This is a genomic window from Nesterenkonia natronophila, from assembly GCF_003595215.1.
GTDB classification, from domain to species: domain Bacteria; phylum Actinomycetota; class Actinomycetes; order Actinomycetales; family Micrococcaceae; genus Nesterenkonia; species Nesterenkonia natronophila.
Genome location: NZ_QYZP01000002.1, coordinates 62627 through 77164, shown reverse-complemented (window position 1 = coordinate 77164; position 14538 = coordinate 62627). Strand labels below are relative to the sequence as shown.

13 protein-coding genes are annotated in these 14538 nt (G+C 61.6%); all 13 read right to left on the bottom strand.

Features of this window, described 5'->3' with window-relative positions:
• Positions 1–173: 173 nt before the first annotated feature.
• Positions 174–2834, bottom strand: coding sequence for a LuxR C-terminal-related transcriptional regulator (locus D3250_RS05435; RefSeq protein ID WP_119902381.1), 2661 nt, complete (start codon positions 2832–2834; stop codon positions 174–176).
• Positions 2835–3312: 478 nt separating this feature from the next.
• Entirely contained in the window at positions 3313–4752 is a 1440-nt protein-coding gene (locus D3250_RS05430; RefSeq protein WP_264080521.1) for a phytoene desaturase family protein, read from the bottom strand.
• On the bottom strand, positions 4749–5579 hold the full coding sequence (locus D3250_RS05425) for a UbiA family prenyltransferase (protein ID WP_119902379.1): 831 nt from the start codon (positions 5577–5579) through the stop codon (positions 4749–4751). Before D3250_RS05425 ends, D3250_RS05430 begins: the two co-directional genes overlap by 4 nt.
• A gap of 193 nt (positions 5580–5772) precedes the next feature.
• Positions 5773–6717 (bottom strand): 1,4-dihydroxy-2-naphthoyl-CoA synthase, encoded by a 945-nt coding sequence (locus D3250_RS05420; RefSeq protein ID WP_119902992.1) that lies wholly within the window; start codon positions 6715–6717, stop codon positions 5773–5775.
• A 1-nt stretch (position 6718) separates the two neighbouring features.
• Positions 6719–7129 carry a PLD nuclease N-terminal domain-containing protein gene (locus D3250_RS05415; RefSeq protein WP_119902378.1) on the bottom strand — a complete coding sequence of 137 codons (411 nt, stop codon included), beginning with the start codon at positions 7127–7129 and terminating at the stop codon, positions 6719–6721.
• Between the two features lie 76 nt (positions 7130–7205).
• Positions 7206–7532: a DUF4229 domain-containing protein gene (locus D3250_RS05410; RefSeq protein WP_119902377.1), complete on the bottom strand. Its 327-nt coding sequence runs from the start codon at positions 7530–7532 to the stop codon at positions 7206–7208.
• 15 nt (positions 7533–7547) lie between these two features.
• A complete protein-coding gene (ccsB, locus tag D3250_RS05405; protein ID WP_119902376.1) occupies positions 7548–8651 on the bottom strand; it encodes a c-type cytochrome biogenesis protein CcsB in 1104 nt (367 codons plus the stop codon).
• Entirely contained in the window at positions 8648–10354 is a 1707-nt protein-coding gene (resB, locus tag D3250_RS05400) for a cytochrome c biogenesis protein ResB (RefSeq protein ID WP_119902375.1), read from the bottom strand. The genes ccsB and resB overlap by 4 nt, the downstream gene beginning before the upstream one ends.
• Complete coding sequence (locus tag D3250_RS05395) at positions 10354–11145, bottom strand: cytochrome c biogenesis CcdA family protein (RefSeq protein WP_225973171.1); 792 nt, start codon at positions 11143–11145, stop codon at positions 10354–10356. The genes resB and D3250_RS05395 overlap by 1 nt, the downstream gene beginning before the upstream one ends.
• Entirely contained in the window at positions 11142–11771 is a 630-nt protein-coding gene (locus D3250_RS05390; RefSeq protein ID WP_225973170.1) for a TlpA family protein disulfide reductase, read from the bottom strand. The genes D3250_RS05395 and D3250_RS05390 overlap by 4 nt, the downstream gene beginning before the upstream one ends.
• A 105-nt stretch (positions 11772–11876) precedes the next feature.
• Positions 11877–12188 carry a metal-sensitive transcriptional regulator gene (locus D3250_RS05385; RefSeq protein WP_119902372.1) on the bottom strand — a complete coding sequence of 104 codons (312 nt, stop codon included), beginning with the start codon at positions 12186–12188 and terminating at the stop codon, positions 11877–11879.
• Positions 12185–14386 (bottom strand): heavy metal translocating P-type ATPase, encoded by a 2202-nt coding sequence (locus D3250_RS05380; protein WP_192892565.1) that lies wholly within the window; start codon positions 14384–14386, stop codon positions 12185–12187. The genes D3250_RS05385 and D3250_RS05380 overlap by 4 nt, the downstream gene beginning before the upstream one ends.
• Positions 14383–14508, bottom strand: coding sequence for a hypothetical protein (locus tag D3250_RS12090; protein WP_264080520.1), 126 nt, complete (start codon positions 14506–14508; stop codon positions 14383–14385). The genes D3250_RS05380 and D3250_RS12090 overlap by 4 nt, the downstream gene beginning before the upstream one ends.
• Positions 14509–14538: the final 30 nt, after the last annotated feature.

The window sequence follows — 14538 nt, the reverse complement described above, 5'->3', positions numbered from 1 at the left end:
AAGTACGGGCGATTCTGCATCTTCGGGATACCTACGGTGAACATCAAGCTAGATGGTTGGGGGCAACCGTTGAAGCAGTTCCGAAGCTTCTTGCGGACCTCCGCGGCGGCCCTGCGGCAACCCGCTATCCCGGTCGACGCCGTTGGGGCTCGATGGCTGCTGGGTAGGCATCACTACACCGTCGCCAGCCGCGGGGTTCCCGCGAGCCGAGCCATCAATTCAGTACGTGAAGATACTCCGAGCTTCCGGTAAATTGCGGTGAGCCGGAGCTCAACGGTGCGAAGGGAGACGAAGATGCGATTTGCGATCTCCCTGTTCTTCAGTCCGGCTTGGACCAACTCCGCGACCACGCGTTCCTCCTCCCTGAGACCAGTCAGCTCTGGGCGAGTTACCTCAGGTGGGTCGGGCGCATGAGGGAGTGCAGCGAGTTCCCGCACAGCGGGGGGGCCTGCACCGATCTCCTCAAACAGTGATTCGGCGATTTTCACATGGGTGCGTGAACGCGATGCGGATCCCAGTGAGACGAGTCGCTCTGCCAAAGCCGTATGGATGAGCGCCTGGTCGTGAAGAGATTCCGGGTGGGCCCGCAGTGCGGCCTGGAAAAGGTCCAGGGATTGCTGTCCGGGGGCGAGCAGGGCCTCACAACGGCGCACCGCGTCTTCAGCCCACCGTGATGGGGTCCGAGTAGTTCTGCTGCGCAACCGCTTCAGAAGCAGAGCCGCGTGTTCGCGTCGGCCCAGCCGAATCAGTGCCTCGATGAGATCCGGTTCGTGCCGGTACTTGTTCGGGTTGAGTTCACTTGCAGAACGTTCGTCACAGCGCTGAAGCTGTAGTACGGCCTCAGCGGGTAGGCCCACTCGCAGCAGGTAATGCCCCTGTAGGGCCCCCAGAGCTGCCAAGAGCCCCCCATTGCGGGTCTTGATGGCGTACCCAGCAAGTTCAGCCTCGGATCTCTCCGCGTCACTGGCTCGCCCGCTCATGAGGAGATGCCAGCACTGCAGGTATAGGAGCCGGTCCCGTCGGATCATGTCGGCAGCGTTCGGTGCGCCGGCGAGGGAATCAATCAGCCCCAGGGCGTGTCCGATCTGCCCAGCGCGGATCGCTATTTCAGCTTCCATGCATGCGGCCTCTGTTACCCAAGTACTGCTGTCGGCATGGAGTCGGGGTAGGAGGCCTAGACAAGCCTGAGCGCAATCATAGTGTTCCGTCATCATGAGGGCCCATGCCATGGCCAGCAGGTACTCCGCCCTCAAGTCATCCTCTTCATGGCCACTGAGTTCTGCGAAGCGCGCTAGAGCGAGCCGGTCATCTCCGCGGGCGGCGTCAACCGACATCTTGAGCCCGTCACGGAGTTGCCTCTCACGAGGCGTGAAGTGATCTTCGAGGGACTCCGCCTCTTTGAGGAGTTCACAAGCATCTAGGACTTCGCCGCGGTCGCAGTGCAATTGGCCTAGCTTCAGCTGCAGTTCTGCCACCTCGCGTGGGGCTGCAGAACGCTCGTCCCGGGTCCAGCTGCTGATGACCCGCGTGGGCAGCGTTTGGGTTTGGAGGTAACCAAGTTGGATGCTCAGCGTGCGAGCGCGCACGGAAACAGAGCAGTCATTCGAGCCTCGGGCAAACTGTAAGTAACGAGAGGAAAATATAAATTCATGACGACCAATAAGGACTTCCGCTATATCAGTAAATTCTGCGTCCAGTCTCCTGATCTCTGAACCGAGTGCGATTGCTCGCTCAATGAACTCGATGCCGACATCGACGAGCCCATTCTCGATGAATTCCAAGGCGTCTGCGGCAAGTTTCCCCGCAGTGCCACTGTCTACCGAAACGAAGGACCGATGCCAGTTCTCCAATTGGGCATGATGCCGAGCACAGGCTGCAGCTAGCCTCTCGTGAAAAACGTTGCGCAAACTGCCAGTCATTGACCAATGCACAGCGGCGCGCACCAGGTGATCCGTTACTAGAAGGTATGAACCGCGACGTTCGACCACCCCACGGGATTCCAGTTCAGCCACCAAAACGGTCAGCTCCGGAATCTCTCGTTCCAGGGCTGAGTAGGACGTCAGGGGCGCCAGGGAGAGCATCCTGAGCACATGTTCCAGGTCATCGTCGAGTTCCCCAACGATTTCGTGTGCCATCGACGCACCCTCCGGACCGATACGAACAGGGATAGTGATAGCGAAGCTGCCAGCCCGCTGGCTGTCGGTCATAGCCTGAAGGATCAGTCCAAGCGCATGGGGCCGACCTGAGGCGGCTCGCACGGCTATCCGTCCGGAGGCAGGACAGATGCCTCCAGCAGTGGTGCGGTCAGCCAGCTCGATCATTTCGGCGTGCCCCCGAGATAGGAGCTCCAGACGTGGGATCCCATCAAATGGACTCTCACCGGTAATCTGCCGAGCCGAGACGACAATACGCACTCGATGATCACTCATGCGGCGGAGAACATGACCCATAGCCGCCTGTGAGGCGTCGTCCATGTCATCAACACCAGGGATTATGATCAGTGTGTCGTCAGGGATCTGAGCCGAATGCAGAGCTGTCAATACAGTCGATGCCAGTTCGAAGTCCGTGAGGCTCTCGCCGGCCAGCTCTCCCGCGAAGGCCTCTACACCCAGGGATCGGAGGCCTGCCAGCACAATTTCGAGACCTGAGCGTCTGATCGCAGCTTCTTTGCGGTGATAAGGGATCCGAACAGTTCGTCCGCCCCACCGGTTTTCCAGGCTGCGCAACAGAAAAGAGGTTCCTGAGCCGATCTCCCCTGTGACTACGGCGACCTTGTGTTGCGTAAGCAGGGTCCTCAGCCGTTCGAGATCCTCACGGCGCACTAAGCCTTCCATGAAACTCACCTCCTCGCGAATGACTGGGCGGAGTATGCGACCGTGCAGGGCGCCTTGACAGTGGACACTTGGTGCTCATCCGTGGAGCATTCTGAGCGACGCTTCATCACTGAGGTGACTAAAAACAACATTATTCCCCCTGGCGAAAAAATTTAAAGCAAAACCACTAAAAGCGGTTCATTCATTCTAAGAAGTGGGGAATTCCGAAAGAAATCCGCAATTGTTCGCGACTTTGGGGGCTGGTCCCTGTTACCCACCGCAGCGGCGGAGAGTCTCCGATGGCACCATTGCGCAGGGCTATCCGTGTGCGCTACGTATTCTCCGCAATCAGGTTTGCGATAGGTACTCAACACCTACAGAGAGCGTCCAGGGAACCGGTTCTGACGTTGGGGCCTCGAAGGTCACGTGACATGGCTGGCATCACCAATACCTGCGATGCAAACCACTTGATTGCGTCCTCAGCTGTGTGTGTCGGCAGTCAGGTGCTTCCGCCAGGCCCGGACGGCAGTGCGCGAAGCAATCCGTCCATCGCCATCATGGCCCCGCCCAGCACTGCCGGCAATCCGCCGCCCGGATGGACCGATGCACCTACTCGCCACAGCCATGGCCGCTTCAGGCTATGGTGAGCTGGACGGTGCAGGGGCCCGCTCATCAACACAGGACGAATCGGTCCATACAGGGCACCTCCGGAAGCGCCTGCGAGACTGAAATAGTTCGGATCCAGGATGGCGCATTCCTCGGCATGGGTGTCGAAACTTCCGGGCAGCCCAGCTGTGTTCCACACACGGCGAAGTTCTCGGTCCACAAAGTCACTTTGGAGGCCATAGCGTTGCCCATTTGAGGGCGCTGTCAACAGCACCGCTAGTGTATCGGCGGCATTGGTGCCTGAGTCCGTCGCTGGATAGTGATTGAGAAACGCCATTGTCTGAGCCGGCTCGCGTTGAGCCTCCAGACTTGCGTAGAGCTCCGGTGGGTCCTCGGGCAGCACTACGCTATGCCGCGACACATCCGCCGGAAGGGGACGCTTGAGCGCCGCGTACACAGCGACCGCCGAGCAGGAGAGCTTCCGGGGCGGTCGAGGTGTGCGCCCACGCAGCAGTCCCTCGAGGCGGTGCGCGTCTATGCTGCTGACCACAGCGTCCGCCCGATATGCCCGTTGGGCAGTCCTGACTTCTCCCCGCTCCAGGCTAAGCACGGGCTCATCGGTGCGAACATCGACCCCTGCAGCTCGCGCCAGCCGCTCGAGAGCCCGCACCAGTTCGTGTATGCCGCCCCGCGGCACCCACACCCCGTCTCGGGCCATCACCGCAGGCATGCTGGCATACAACGCCGGGGTGCGGGATGGGCCCACCCCGGCGTTTAGTGTGTGGATAGCGATCACTTCGCGCAGCCCGTCGGGCAGCCAGGTGAGACTATCGAGATAACTGCGGGTAGTGAGCCGGTGCCCGTAGAGGCGCCCCAAACGAGCCAGAGAGGGGTGTGCATCACGTGCCAACGGGGCGGTGGTCAGAAGCCGGGTCACATCCGGCCCAATCGGACCGTGCAGCGCTGCGAAACGCTCCCACGCCGGGTGCCACGGGTGTCCCGGCGGAACCGGCAGGGAACAGACTTGCCCGCGGAAGAAGTACCGACCTACTTCCGGAAGTCGCTCCAAGTTCAGCCTGGCTGTCTCTTCGGCCGCCAAGGATGGACCCTGACTGGAGTCATCCAGTCGGCGCAGCAGCTCTTTCCAGACGGCCGGAAATGTGAACAGCGAGGGGCCGGTATCGATGACTTGCCCATCAACTTCGATACGGCGGCTCTTACCGCCCAGGTTCGAGTTACCTTCCAGAAGCGTGACAGCGTGTCCCGCCCAGGCTGAGAGCGCTGCCGCCGTCAGGCCTGCCACTCCCCCACCAACCACCACGACACGACTCATGGGTACCACCCCAGCAGCAGCGCCGCAGCCAGTTGAATGCCGGCCACAGCTCCGGCGACATAGGGAAAAGCAATGGAGTAGCGGTACAAACCATGGGCGGTGGTAATGAGAGGGGAGCGGTACAGCTTGTAGAGCAACCCTGCGCTGATAAGCGCATTGACAACCGCGACAGGAACATTAACCATTGCAAAACCGATGGTAGCTGACGTCCACCAGAGCCCACTCCAGAGCACCACTCCGCGAACACCGAGGCGCACTGCTGTGGTGGTGATTCCGGCTGCCTTGTCTTCCTCGATGTCCTGCACTGCGTCGAAAGTGTGCTTAGCCACGCTCCATGCCATGAGCGCAAGTGCGGCGGCCCAGATCGGATCGGTTCCTAAGGCGATCGGAACAAAGACCATAGGCAGGGCATAGGCGGCGTTGCTGAGCGAATCCAAGAAGGGGCGGGCCTTGAACCGTAACGGTGGCGCCGAATAGAAAACGAAAATCAGTAGGTAGAGCCCTATCCACAGAGGTGCAGCACCGGGAAGCGCCCAGACGAAGTAAATCAGGAACGGAAGATTGGTCACAAGAACTGAAACCCAAATCGAGAAAACCTCACCAGCGCGAATCCGAGCGCCTTCCAGAGAGCCCTTACGCGGATTACGCGCGTCGGTTTCTTGATCGAAGATGTCATTGACGCCATAAATGAGCAGGTTGAATGGCAGCGTCAGCCACAAGAGCAACGCCAGTGCATCCCAATGCCACAAGTGACCGGCCAGCCACATTCCCAGGACGGCGGGACCGATGGTATTGATCCACAGCACCGGCCGTGAAATATGGACCATTCGTTGGACGACAGATTCAGTTCCCGAATGAGGTTTGACGGTGGAGCCCCTTCTGCCTCGTAGGAATAGTGGTGCGTGAACGACCTATATGGCTGTATTCGCCGGTGGCCTGATTCTCGCGTGTCCAGCCGCTGACGCCCGGCGCACGCCCGCGAGCGCCTCCTAAGGTCGCTGACCTGGATAATCTGCAGATCTAGTAGTAGTACGGGAAGTCGGTCCAATTCGGCTGCCGCTTCTGCAGGAACGCGTCGCGGCCCTCGACAGCTTCATCAGTCATGTAACCCATACGTGTGGCCTCTCCGGCGAATACCTGCTGACCAGCCAGACCGTCGTCGGGAGCGTTGAAGGCAAATTTCAACATGCGCACCGCCTGCGGGGACTGCTTGGCAATGTCGCCGGCATATTCCAGGGCCACCGATTCCAGGTCTTCGTGGTCCACCGCCTCATTGACTGCGCCCGCGGCGACCATGTCCTCGGCGCTGTGCTCCCGAGCCAGGAAGAAGATCTCCCGGGCTTTCTTCTGTCCGACCTGTTTGGCCAGCAACGCGGAGCCGTAGCCAGCGTCGAAGGAGCCGACCGTCGCGTCAGTCTGCTTGAACTTCCCGTGCTGACGTGAGGCGATCGTGAGGTCGCACACCACGTGAAGGGAGTGTCCGCCTCCGGCGGCCCATCCGTTGACAACGGCAATGACCACCTTGGGCATGGTGCGGATCAGCCGCTGGACTTCCAGTATGTGCAGCCGACCGGCCTTGGCAGGGTCGATCGTTTCGGAAGTCTCGCCTTCAGCGTATCGATAGCCGTCCCGGCCTCGGATACGCTGGTCTCCGCCGGAGCAGAAAGAGTGCCCTCCGTCCTTGGGAGAGGGGCCGTTGCCGGTAAGCAGGACGGCACCAACGTCGGGGGTCATCCGTGCATGGTCGAGTGCCCGATAGAGCTCGTCGACTGTGTGCGGGCGGAAGGCGTTTCGCACCTCCGGACGGTCAAATGCGATCCGCACGGTCGGCAGGTCGTGCGTGTTGGACCCGTCTGGTTCACGCTTTACCTGGCGGTGGTAGGTGATATCGGTGAAGTCAAAGCCTTCGACTACGCGCCAGCGTTGGGGGTCGAAGGTGTCCGAGACGCTGTGGGGAAGGTTCATGTCAGTCGCTGGGCCCTGCCCCGCGGTCATCATCCTTCTTCTCGCGATTCTTCTCAGCGGCCCGCTCCTCAGCCTCTCGCTTGCGGCGGTTCTCTTCTGCCTGGCGTCGGGCCTCTTCTTCACGACGCTGGGCTTGACGGCGTTGGAACTCAACCTTCCGCAGGAACTCAGGGTCGTCATCGGGGGCCATCGGGCCCTTACGTGGGCCGCCTCCGCCACCGTTACCGCCACGGGCTTTGCCGAAGCCCAACCACAGCCCGGCGCCAAGAAGCGGTAGCAGAATGATGATCGGTACCCACGCCGTCTTGGGAAGCACGCGCACTTTGTGCTTGGGCGTCTGAATGCAGTCGACCGTGCTGTAAATCAGCAGACCGAGAGCGACTACGCCGAGAGCCATGAAAACCCGAACCATACAATCTAGCGTAGTAGACCCGGCGTGAGGCCGTGTCCGTTTCCGCTCCGCGCGGACCGAGAATTACCCGCCCTGGTCACCCTTCGGCCCGCCCTAGCCGATCCTGGTCATGCGGGCGGGGCTGTTCGGCGGGCTCGTGGAACTGCTCGGCTAGCTCGTCCTCGGCTGCATTGTCTTGTCGCTCAGATGTGGACCGGCGGCGCCGTCCCAACCATCCGGCCAGTTGCTCCCCGGCTGCGATACGCCAGGAGTTGAAGAAGAGGTAGCTGACCATCCAAGAAACCGCCAAACCGATGATCACCGCGAATATCAAGGTGAAGCGTCCCAGATCTATGTAGAGGCAGCCGAAGAAGACCACGGCAAAGATGCCCAACCTTAGGGCGGAGTACTTGAGCACGGCCATTCGACGGTCCTCCGACTACTCGGGCAGCCCGGCGTAAGAGTGCAGGCCGGGGAACCACATGTTGACGACTGTGTAATTGATGATGATGCAGATGAAACCGATGATCGACAGCCACGCCGCCCGGTTGCCGGTCCATCCGCGGGTCGCCCTGGCATGCAAGTAACCGGCGTACACGACCCAGATGACGAACGTCCAAACCTCTTTGGGATCCCAGCCCCAGTACCGGCCCCAGGACTCATTGGCCCAAATGGCACCCGTGATCAATGGTCCCAGAGTCCAGAAGACGAATCCGACGGCGTTGAGCCGGTAGGCCCAGGATTCAAGTGAGAAGGCGCTGGGCACCAGGCGCATAAACTGAGCCTTGGTGAGGCCACGTTCGAACCCGCCCTTGGGGGCACCGTTCAACGCCCGCTCACGCCGGGCCTGGACGAGCTGTAAGACGTTCATGGCGAATGTGAGAGTGAAGACCGCCATCGCCAGGACGGCCAGAGTGACGTGAATGGCGATCCATGGGCTCTGCAGGGCGGGCTGAACATGACCTATGGGTGTGGGGAAACCAATAGTGGCGCCGGCCATCATCGTCACCACCAGGCCGATCACGAATATACCCAAGAACCGCAGGTCACGCCGGATGAGCACCACGAGAAACACTACGCTGACCACCAAGGCGGCAGCGGTCAGGAACTCGAACATATTGGCCAGTGGCCACCGCGCGGCGGCTACGCCGCGAGAAACGACGGCGAAGGCGTGGGCGGCGGCAGCCACTGCGGTCAGCGCCACTGCCACGTTAGCGAAGGGACGGCTGGTGCCGACGTACGCGAGGTCGTCGTCCACCAGGTCTGCGGCGGAGGCGCTCGCCGGTGAAGCTGAGGCAATGTCGTCGTCGTGCCCGGGCGTGCCGGCCCCTACGAGTTGCCGTGAACGCTCCTGCTGCTGCTCGGCGGACAGTTCGGCCTCCACCCGGCGGATGGTGGCTGAACTGCGCACAGTGTCGACTGTGAACAGGATGAATGCCAGGGTGTAGATGAAAGCGCTGATCAGCATAAACAGCTCTGAGTATTCGGCCAGCTGCACATTGATTTGTGGCAGGTGTGCCGACAGCGGCGCTACTACATTCATGACTCGTTGTTCTCCTCTGGGGGGCGGACCGGCCAGGTTTTCTCAAACTGGGTACGCAGAGCGATGTTCTCGTCCCGGAGCCGGAAATCTTCGCCGCGGGCGAGCAGTCCGTATGTGACCAGTGTACGCCCGTGCTCGTTCTGCTCCACAGTCACCCAAGCTCGCCGTCGGCGCAGGAAGAGGCTGGTGATCAGCCCGGCTGTGGCGGTCAGCGCGAAGATCAAAATGGCCGTGGTGCCTGGGTTGTAGTGAATATCGATGGCAATGTAGTCCTGGACTTCTTCGAACTCCACCGATCCGAGACCGTCGGGCAGCTCGTGGGTCTCTCCGATCCCTAAGGTGATAGCGCCGGCCTCGGAATCACGGGAGTTGAGTTCGGTAAGGTCTTCGGTGTCGAGGACATAGACGTTCTGCGGTACACCTTCATCGAGTCCGAGGTCGCCGGCGTAGGAGTTGAGGTGCAGTTCCGGATTGCCCAGCTCAGGGTCGATCGAGATCGCCAACCCATCGCCGGTGTCATGGGCGGTAGGCAGGAACAGCCCCACGAAGCCCAGCTGCTCGGGAGCGGCGTCGGGCGCCTTGATGACGGCCATCGACGTGTAGAGCGGGTCGTCGGGGCGTGTGATCACCGGGCCTGAGAAGGCGACCTCCCCGTCACCGTCACGAACCGTAATCACCGGGGCATAACCGTTGCCCACCAGGTAGATCTGGGCCCCACCACCGAGTGAGAGCGGATGGTTGACCTTGAGCTCCGTCTGTTCGGGCTCAGCGTCGGGACCATCTTGAATGGTGACGTCTGCGGTGAAGTCCAGGGCCTGGCCGTAATTGGGGTTGGGTTCTCCGTCGAAAAGCTGTCGGTCGAAGGCTCGCTCGAAGCTGTCGAGCCGGATGGAGAACGGTTCAAGGTTTTCTTCCTGGAACCAGGTGCCCGGGTAGAAGTTGTCATAGGCGACCAGCGCATTGACGAAGGCCTCATCCTCGATCATCACCTTCTGACCCCGGTAGCTGAACATGGCACCGGCGGCGACGAAGATGAGCACCCCCACGAGTGAGACGTGGAAGACGATGTTTCCGATCTCCCGGAGGTAGCCTTTCTCCGCACCGACGGAGCCAGTGCCGTCGTCGTTGCGCCGTATATCAACCCGGTAGCGGCGCTTCTTCAGGACTGCACCCGCGTCGGTCAGCGCAGTCGCCGGATCGGGTCCTTCGCTGTCCAGCTCGAGGGCGCCGTATTCGGGCAGACGCTGGAGCCTGCGTGGAGTGCGCGGAGGTGGGCTGATCATCTGCTGGTAGTGCTTGCGTGCTCGCGGAATGATGCATCCGATGAGCGATATGAACAGCAGGATGTAGATCGCAGAGAACCACACCGAGGAATAGACGTCGAACATCTGGAAGAAGTCCAGAACCGGGCCCAGGGTGGGGTTGTCTTCAATGTAGGTCTGGACGGCGAAGGAGTCCTGCACCCGCTGTGGGAAGATGGACCCCGGGACAGCGGCGATCGCCAGGAGCAGCAGAAGCATCAGCGCGGTGCGCATCGAGGTCAGCTGGGTCCAGGCCCAGCGCAGCATCCCCTTCAGGCCCAGCGCCGGGGCGGTGACCTCATTCTTGGAAAGGCCCTGGGCATCGTTGAGGGCGTCCTCGCGGGCGTTGTCGCGGTGCGCGGAGGGCTGCACTTCAGTGGTGGTGTTGTTCTCGGTGCTCATCAGATGGGCATCACTATCTCTGATTGGAACCAGTCCTGCAGCGCCCACACCCAGGTGTTCCAGATGCCGGTGGCCATGAGCACGCCTATGAGGACCAGCAGTCCTCCGCCGGTCCGCATCACGGTGCGCTTATGCCGTGTGAAGAAGCTCAGGGTCCGCATACCGCGCTGCATCCCTAAGCTGATGAGGATGAATGGGACACCGAGACCCAAACAGTAGATGAAGACCAGTGCCGCGCCGCGGGTGTGCTCGGCTCCCCCGGGATCCCCTACCACCAGGGCCAGCACGGCGGCCAGAGTCGGGCCCATGCAGGGAGCCCACCCGATGCCGAAGGTGGCACCCAGCAGCGGCGCCCCCAGCAGCCCGTCGGGTGGGCGGCGGTGAATCTTGCGCTCCCGCTGGAAGAAGTTGAAGGCGCCCATGAATATCAGGCCCATGAGGATAACGACGACTCCGAGCACCTGGGTCAACCACGCGCCGTCGAACCGGAGCCACACAGTGGCCTGGACGAACACCGCACCTATGAGGAGAAACACCACACTGAATCCGAGCACGAACAGTGAAGCTCCGAGCACCATCCGGGACCGAGCTCGATCGTGGAGTTCGACCCCTGAAAGTCCGGTGACATAGCCGAGATAGCCGGGGACCAGCGGCAGTACACAGGGAGAGAGGAAAGAGACAAGCCCAGCCAGCAGCGCCACCGGGGCAGCGATGAGCAGTGAGCCGTCGGAGACGATCTCCGCGAAGGGGTTCGAAGACATTGCCGGTGTCGGCAACAGGGTCAAGCTCATATGGCGGGCAGGGTTCCCGCGGCAGCGTCGTTCACGGCAGCTTCAGCCTGAGCAGGATCTTCCTCAAGGGCCGTCGTGATCAGTGCACGCAGGGTACCCGGGTCCACCAACCCGCTGATCCGCGCTGAGACCCGACCCTGCCGGTCCAGCACAAGTGTGGTGGGCACCGCGGAAGGGTGGACGTAGTCCGTCATCGACATCAGCACAGTCCCACCGCGGTCTTCCATGGAAGGGTAAGTGATGCCGAAAGTGCGCTCGAAGGCTTCGGCGGTGGCCTGGGTATCCCGGGTGTTGACCCCGTAGAACTGGACCCCGTCGGGTTCGAACTCTTCGTAGATCTCTTGGAGGTCTGGGGCTTCCTTCCGGCAGGGAGCGCAGGCGGCGTACCAGAAGTTGATGACGCTCACCTCGTCCTGGAAGGTCTCTTCGGTGACTGACTCGCCTTCAAAGGTCTCAGACTCGATGACCACGGAGTCGCCACGGTTCTCCGAGGCGAACTCCTGCACAGAACCGTCTCCAGCGACATAGTTCGACCCGTCATTGGAGGCCCGCTGCGCGAGATCGTCATTGCCGTCGGACCCGCACGCGGTCAGCGCCAAACCAGCGGTCATCACCGCTGCGGCCAAGGACCGTAGGCTAAGGCGACGTGAGTGTGAGTGTGCGGGAGGCATCAGTACCGAATTCTACAGCTGGTAGAAGTGGGCCGCCAATCTGGAACCTCAAGGACAGGCTTACTTCCGGACCAGGCGAGCGATGGCGTCGGAGGCTTCTTTGATCTTCTCTTCAGCCTCAGCGCCGCCATCCTGTGCGGCTCCCACCACGCAGTGCTTGAGGTGATCGTCTAGCAGTCCGAGAGCAACATTGTTCAGCGCGGATGTGATCGCGCTGATCTGGGTGAGTATGTCAATACAGTACGTGTCCTCCTCAACCATCCGGTGGATTCCCCGAGCCTGGCCTTCGATGCGCTTCAGTCGTGCGAGGTAGCGGTGCTTATCGCTGATGTAGCCATGGCTGGCCGACGTCGATGGTGTGGGGGCGGTCATCGTCCTTGTCTCCTGCTTTCTGCGTGCGCCGACTGGGAGGGTTGCTGCGGTGCTGGTGAACGCTCGAGAGTTCTACCGGTGCTGGCTTCGGGGGTGAGGTCGAGTCGACGCAGCAGTTGGGCGTTGAGGGCCACCACGACTGTGGAGGCGGACATCAGGATCGCTCCGATGCTCATCGGCAAGACAAATCCTATGGGCGCCAACACACCGGCGGCCAGTGGCACGGCAGCAATGTTGTAACCTGCAGCCCACCAGAGATTCTGCTTCATTTTGCGGTAGCTGGCCCGCGAGAGCTCAAAGATCGAGAGCACCGACCGGGGGTCGGATGAGGCGAGAATGACTCCGGCCGAACCGATGGCTACGTCGGTGCCGGCGCCGATAGCAATGCCGACATCAGCTTGGGCCAATGCGGGGGCGTCGTTGACCCCGTCGCCGACCATCGCCACTTTCTTGCCTTCGTCCTGCAGCTCGGCGACCTTGGCGGCCTTATCTTCGGGGCGAACCCCGGCGAAGACCCGGTCAATGCCGAGATCCGTTGCGACGGTTTCAGCCACGGCCTGTGCGTCTCCGGTGATCATCACCACCTGCACACCGAGAGCGTGCAGGGCATCGACCGCATCTCGAGACTCAGGTCTGATTTCGTCAGCTAGCCGCAGCGCGCCGATGACCTCCCCCTCCGCAAGGACGTGGAGGATGATTGCGCCCTCATCACGCCACTGATCGGCGACAAAGAGCTCGCCCTGTCCGTGTTGGTCCAGCAGGTAGGGGCCGCCGACCTCAACCACAGCTCCATCAACGGTTGCCTTCACCCCCACAGCCGGGGAGGATGAGAAATCACGGGCGTTGGGCACGTCCAGATTGCGGGCGCGTGCGGTTCCCACGATCGCTCGGGCCAGGGGGTGCTCGCTGCCAGATTCAGCGGCTGCCGCCAGGGCAATCACGTCATCTTCGTGGCGATCCCCCACCGGATGCACACCAGTGACGGTGGGCTCTCCCTTGGTCAGAGTTCCGGTCTTGTCGAAAAGAACTGAGTCCACGGTGCGCATGGACTCCAGCGCGAGCCGGTCTTTGATGAGTACCCCGCCGCGGGCGGCCCGTTCGGTGGCGATAGAGACGACCAGCGGTATCGCGAGCCCCAAGGCGTGAGGGCACGCGATCACCAGTACGGTGATTGTGCGCACCACAGCCGCATCTGGCATACCCAGCAGGACCCAGGTGATCGCGGTCACTACCGCGGCTCCAAGTGCGAACCAGAACAACCAGGCGGCAGCAGTGTCGGCTATGCGCTGTGCGCGGGATGAGGAGGCCTGAGCGTCGGCGACGAGCTTCTGGATTCCGGCCAGGGCTGTGTCCTCACCGATCGCAGTGACCTCGACTCTGACCCCGGAGTCTGTAGCCACTGTGCCAGCGACGACCTGGCTGCCGGTGTGGCGTCGCACCGCTTTGGATTCACCGGTGACCATCGACTCATCCATGCTGGCACTGCCATCGACGATCTTCCCATCAGCGGGGACTGAGGAACCGGGCCGGACAATCACCACATCTCCCACCCGCAGATCAGACGGAGCGACCTTAATGATGTCTCCACCCTCGACCTTCTCCGCCTCGTCCGGCAACAGGGCAGCTAGAGAGTCCAATGCAGACATGGTTTGGGCCAGGGATTTCATCTCAATCCAGTGACCCAACAGCATGATGACCACCAACAGGGCCATTTCCCACCAGAAGTTCAGTTCATGATCAACCAGGCCGAGGGTGGCACCCCAGGAAGCCACAAACGCCACTGTGATAGCCAATCCAATCAGCAGCATCATGCCAGGCTGCCGGGCCCGGATCTCTGAAACGGCGCCACTCAAGAACGGCTGCCCACCCCAGGTGTAGACGATAGTGCCCAGGACGGGGGAAACCCACCAGACCCACGCAGCGTCGGGCAGTCGATACCCGAGCAAGTCGGCGAACATGTGGTTGAATCCCACCACGGGCACCACCAAGATGAGCATGATCCAGAACAGGCGGCGGAACTGCGCGACATGGTCTCCATGCCCAGCGTGTCCCCCGTGTGCTTGGTGACCAGCGTGGTGCTGTCCTTCGCGCCCATGGCTCTCAGGATCATGCCCTTCTGGTCCGCTGTGGTGGCCATGCTGCTCGCGGTGCCCATCGCGTTGAGTCGCGTGATGCGAGCCGGCTGGGGGTTGACTCATAACTGCTCTCTTCTTCCATCGATGCCGCTCAGCCCGTCGATCTGGGAGACATCGGTGCGAATTGCGGCCTCATAGAGCCCGCAGCTCATCCCTGTCCCTTGGTACTCGTTGGCGGTAACCATGAGACACAACACCTGGGGTCGACTTTTTCA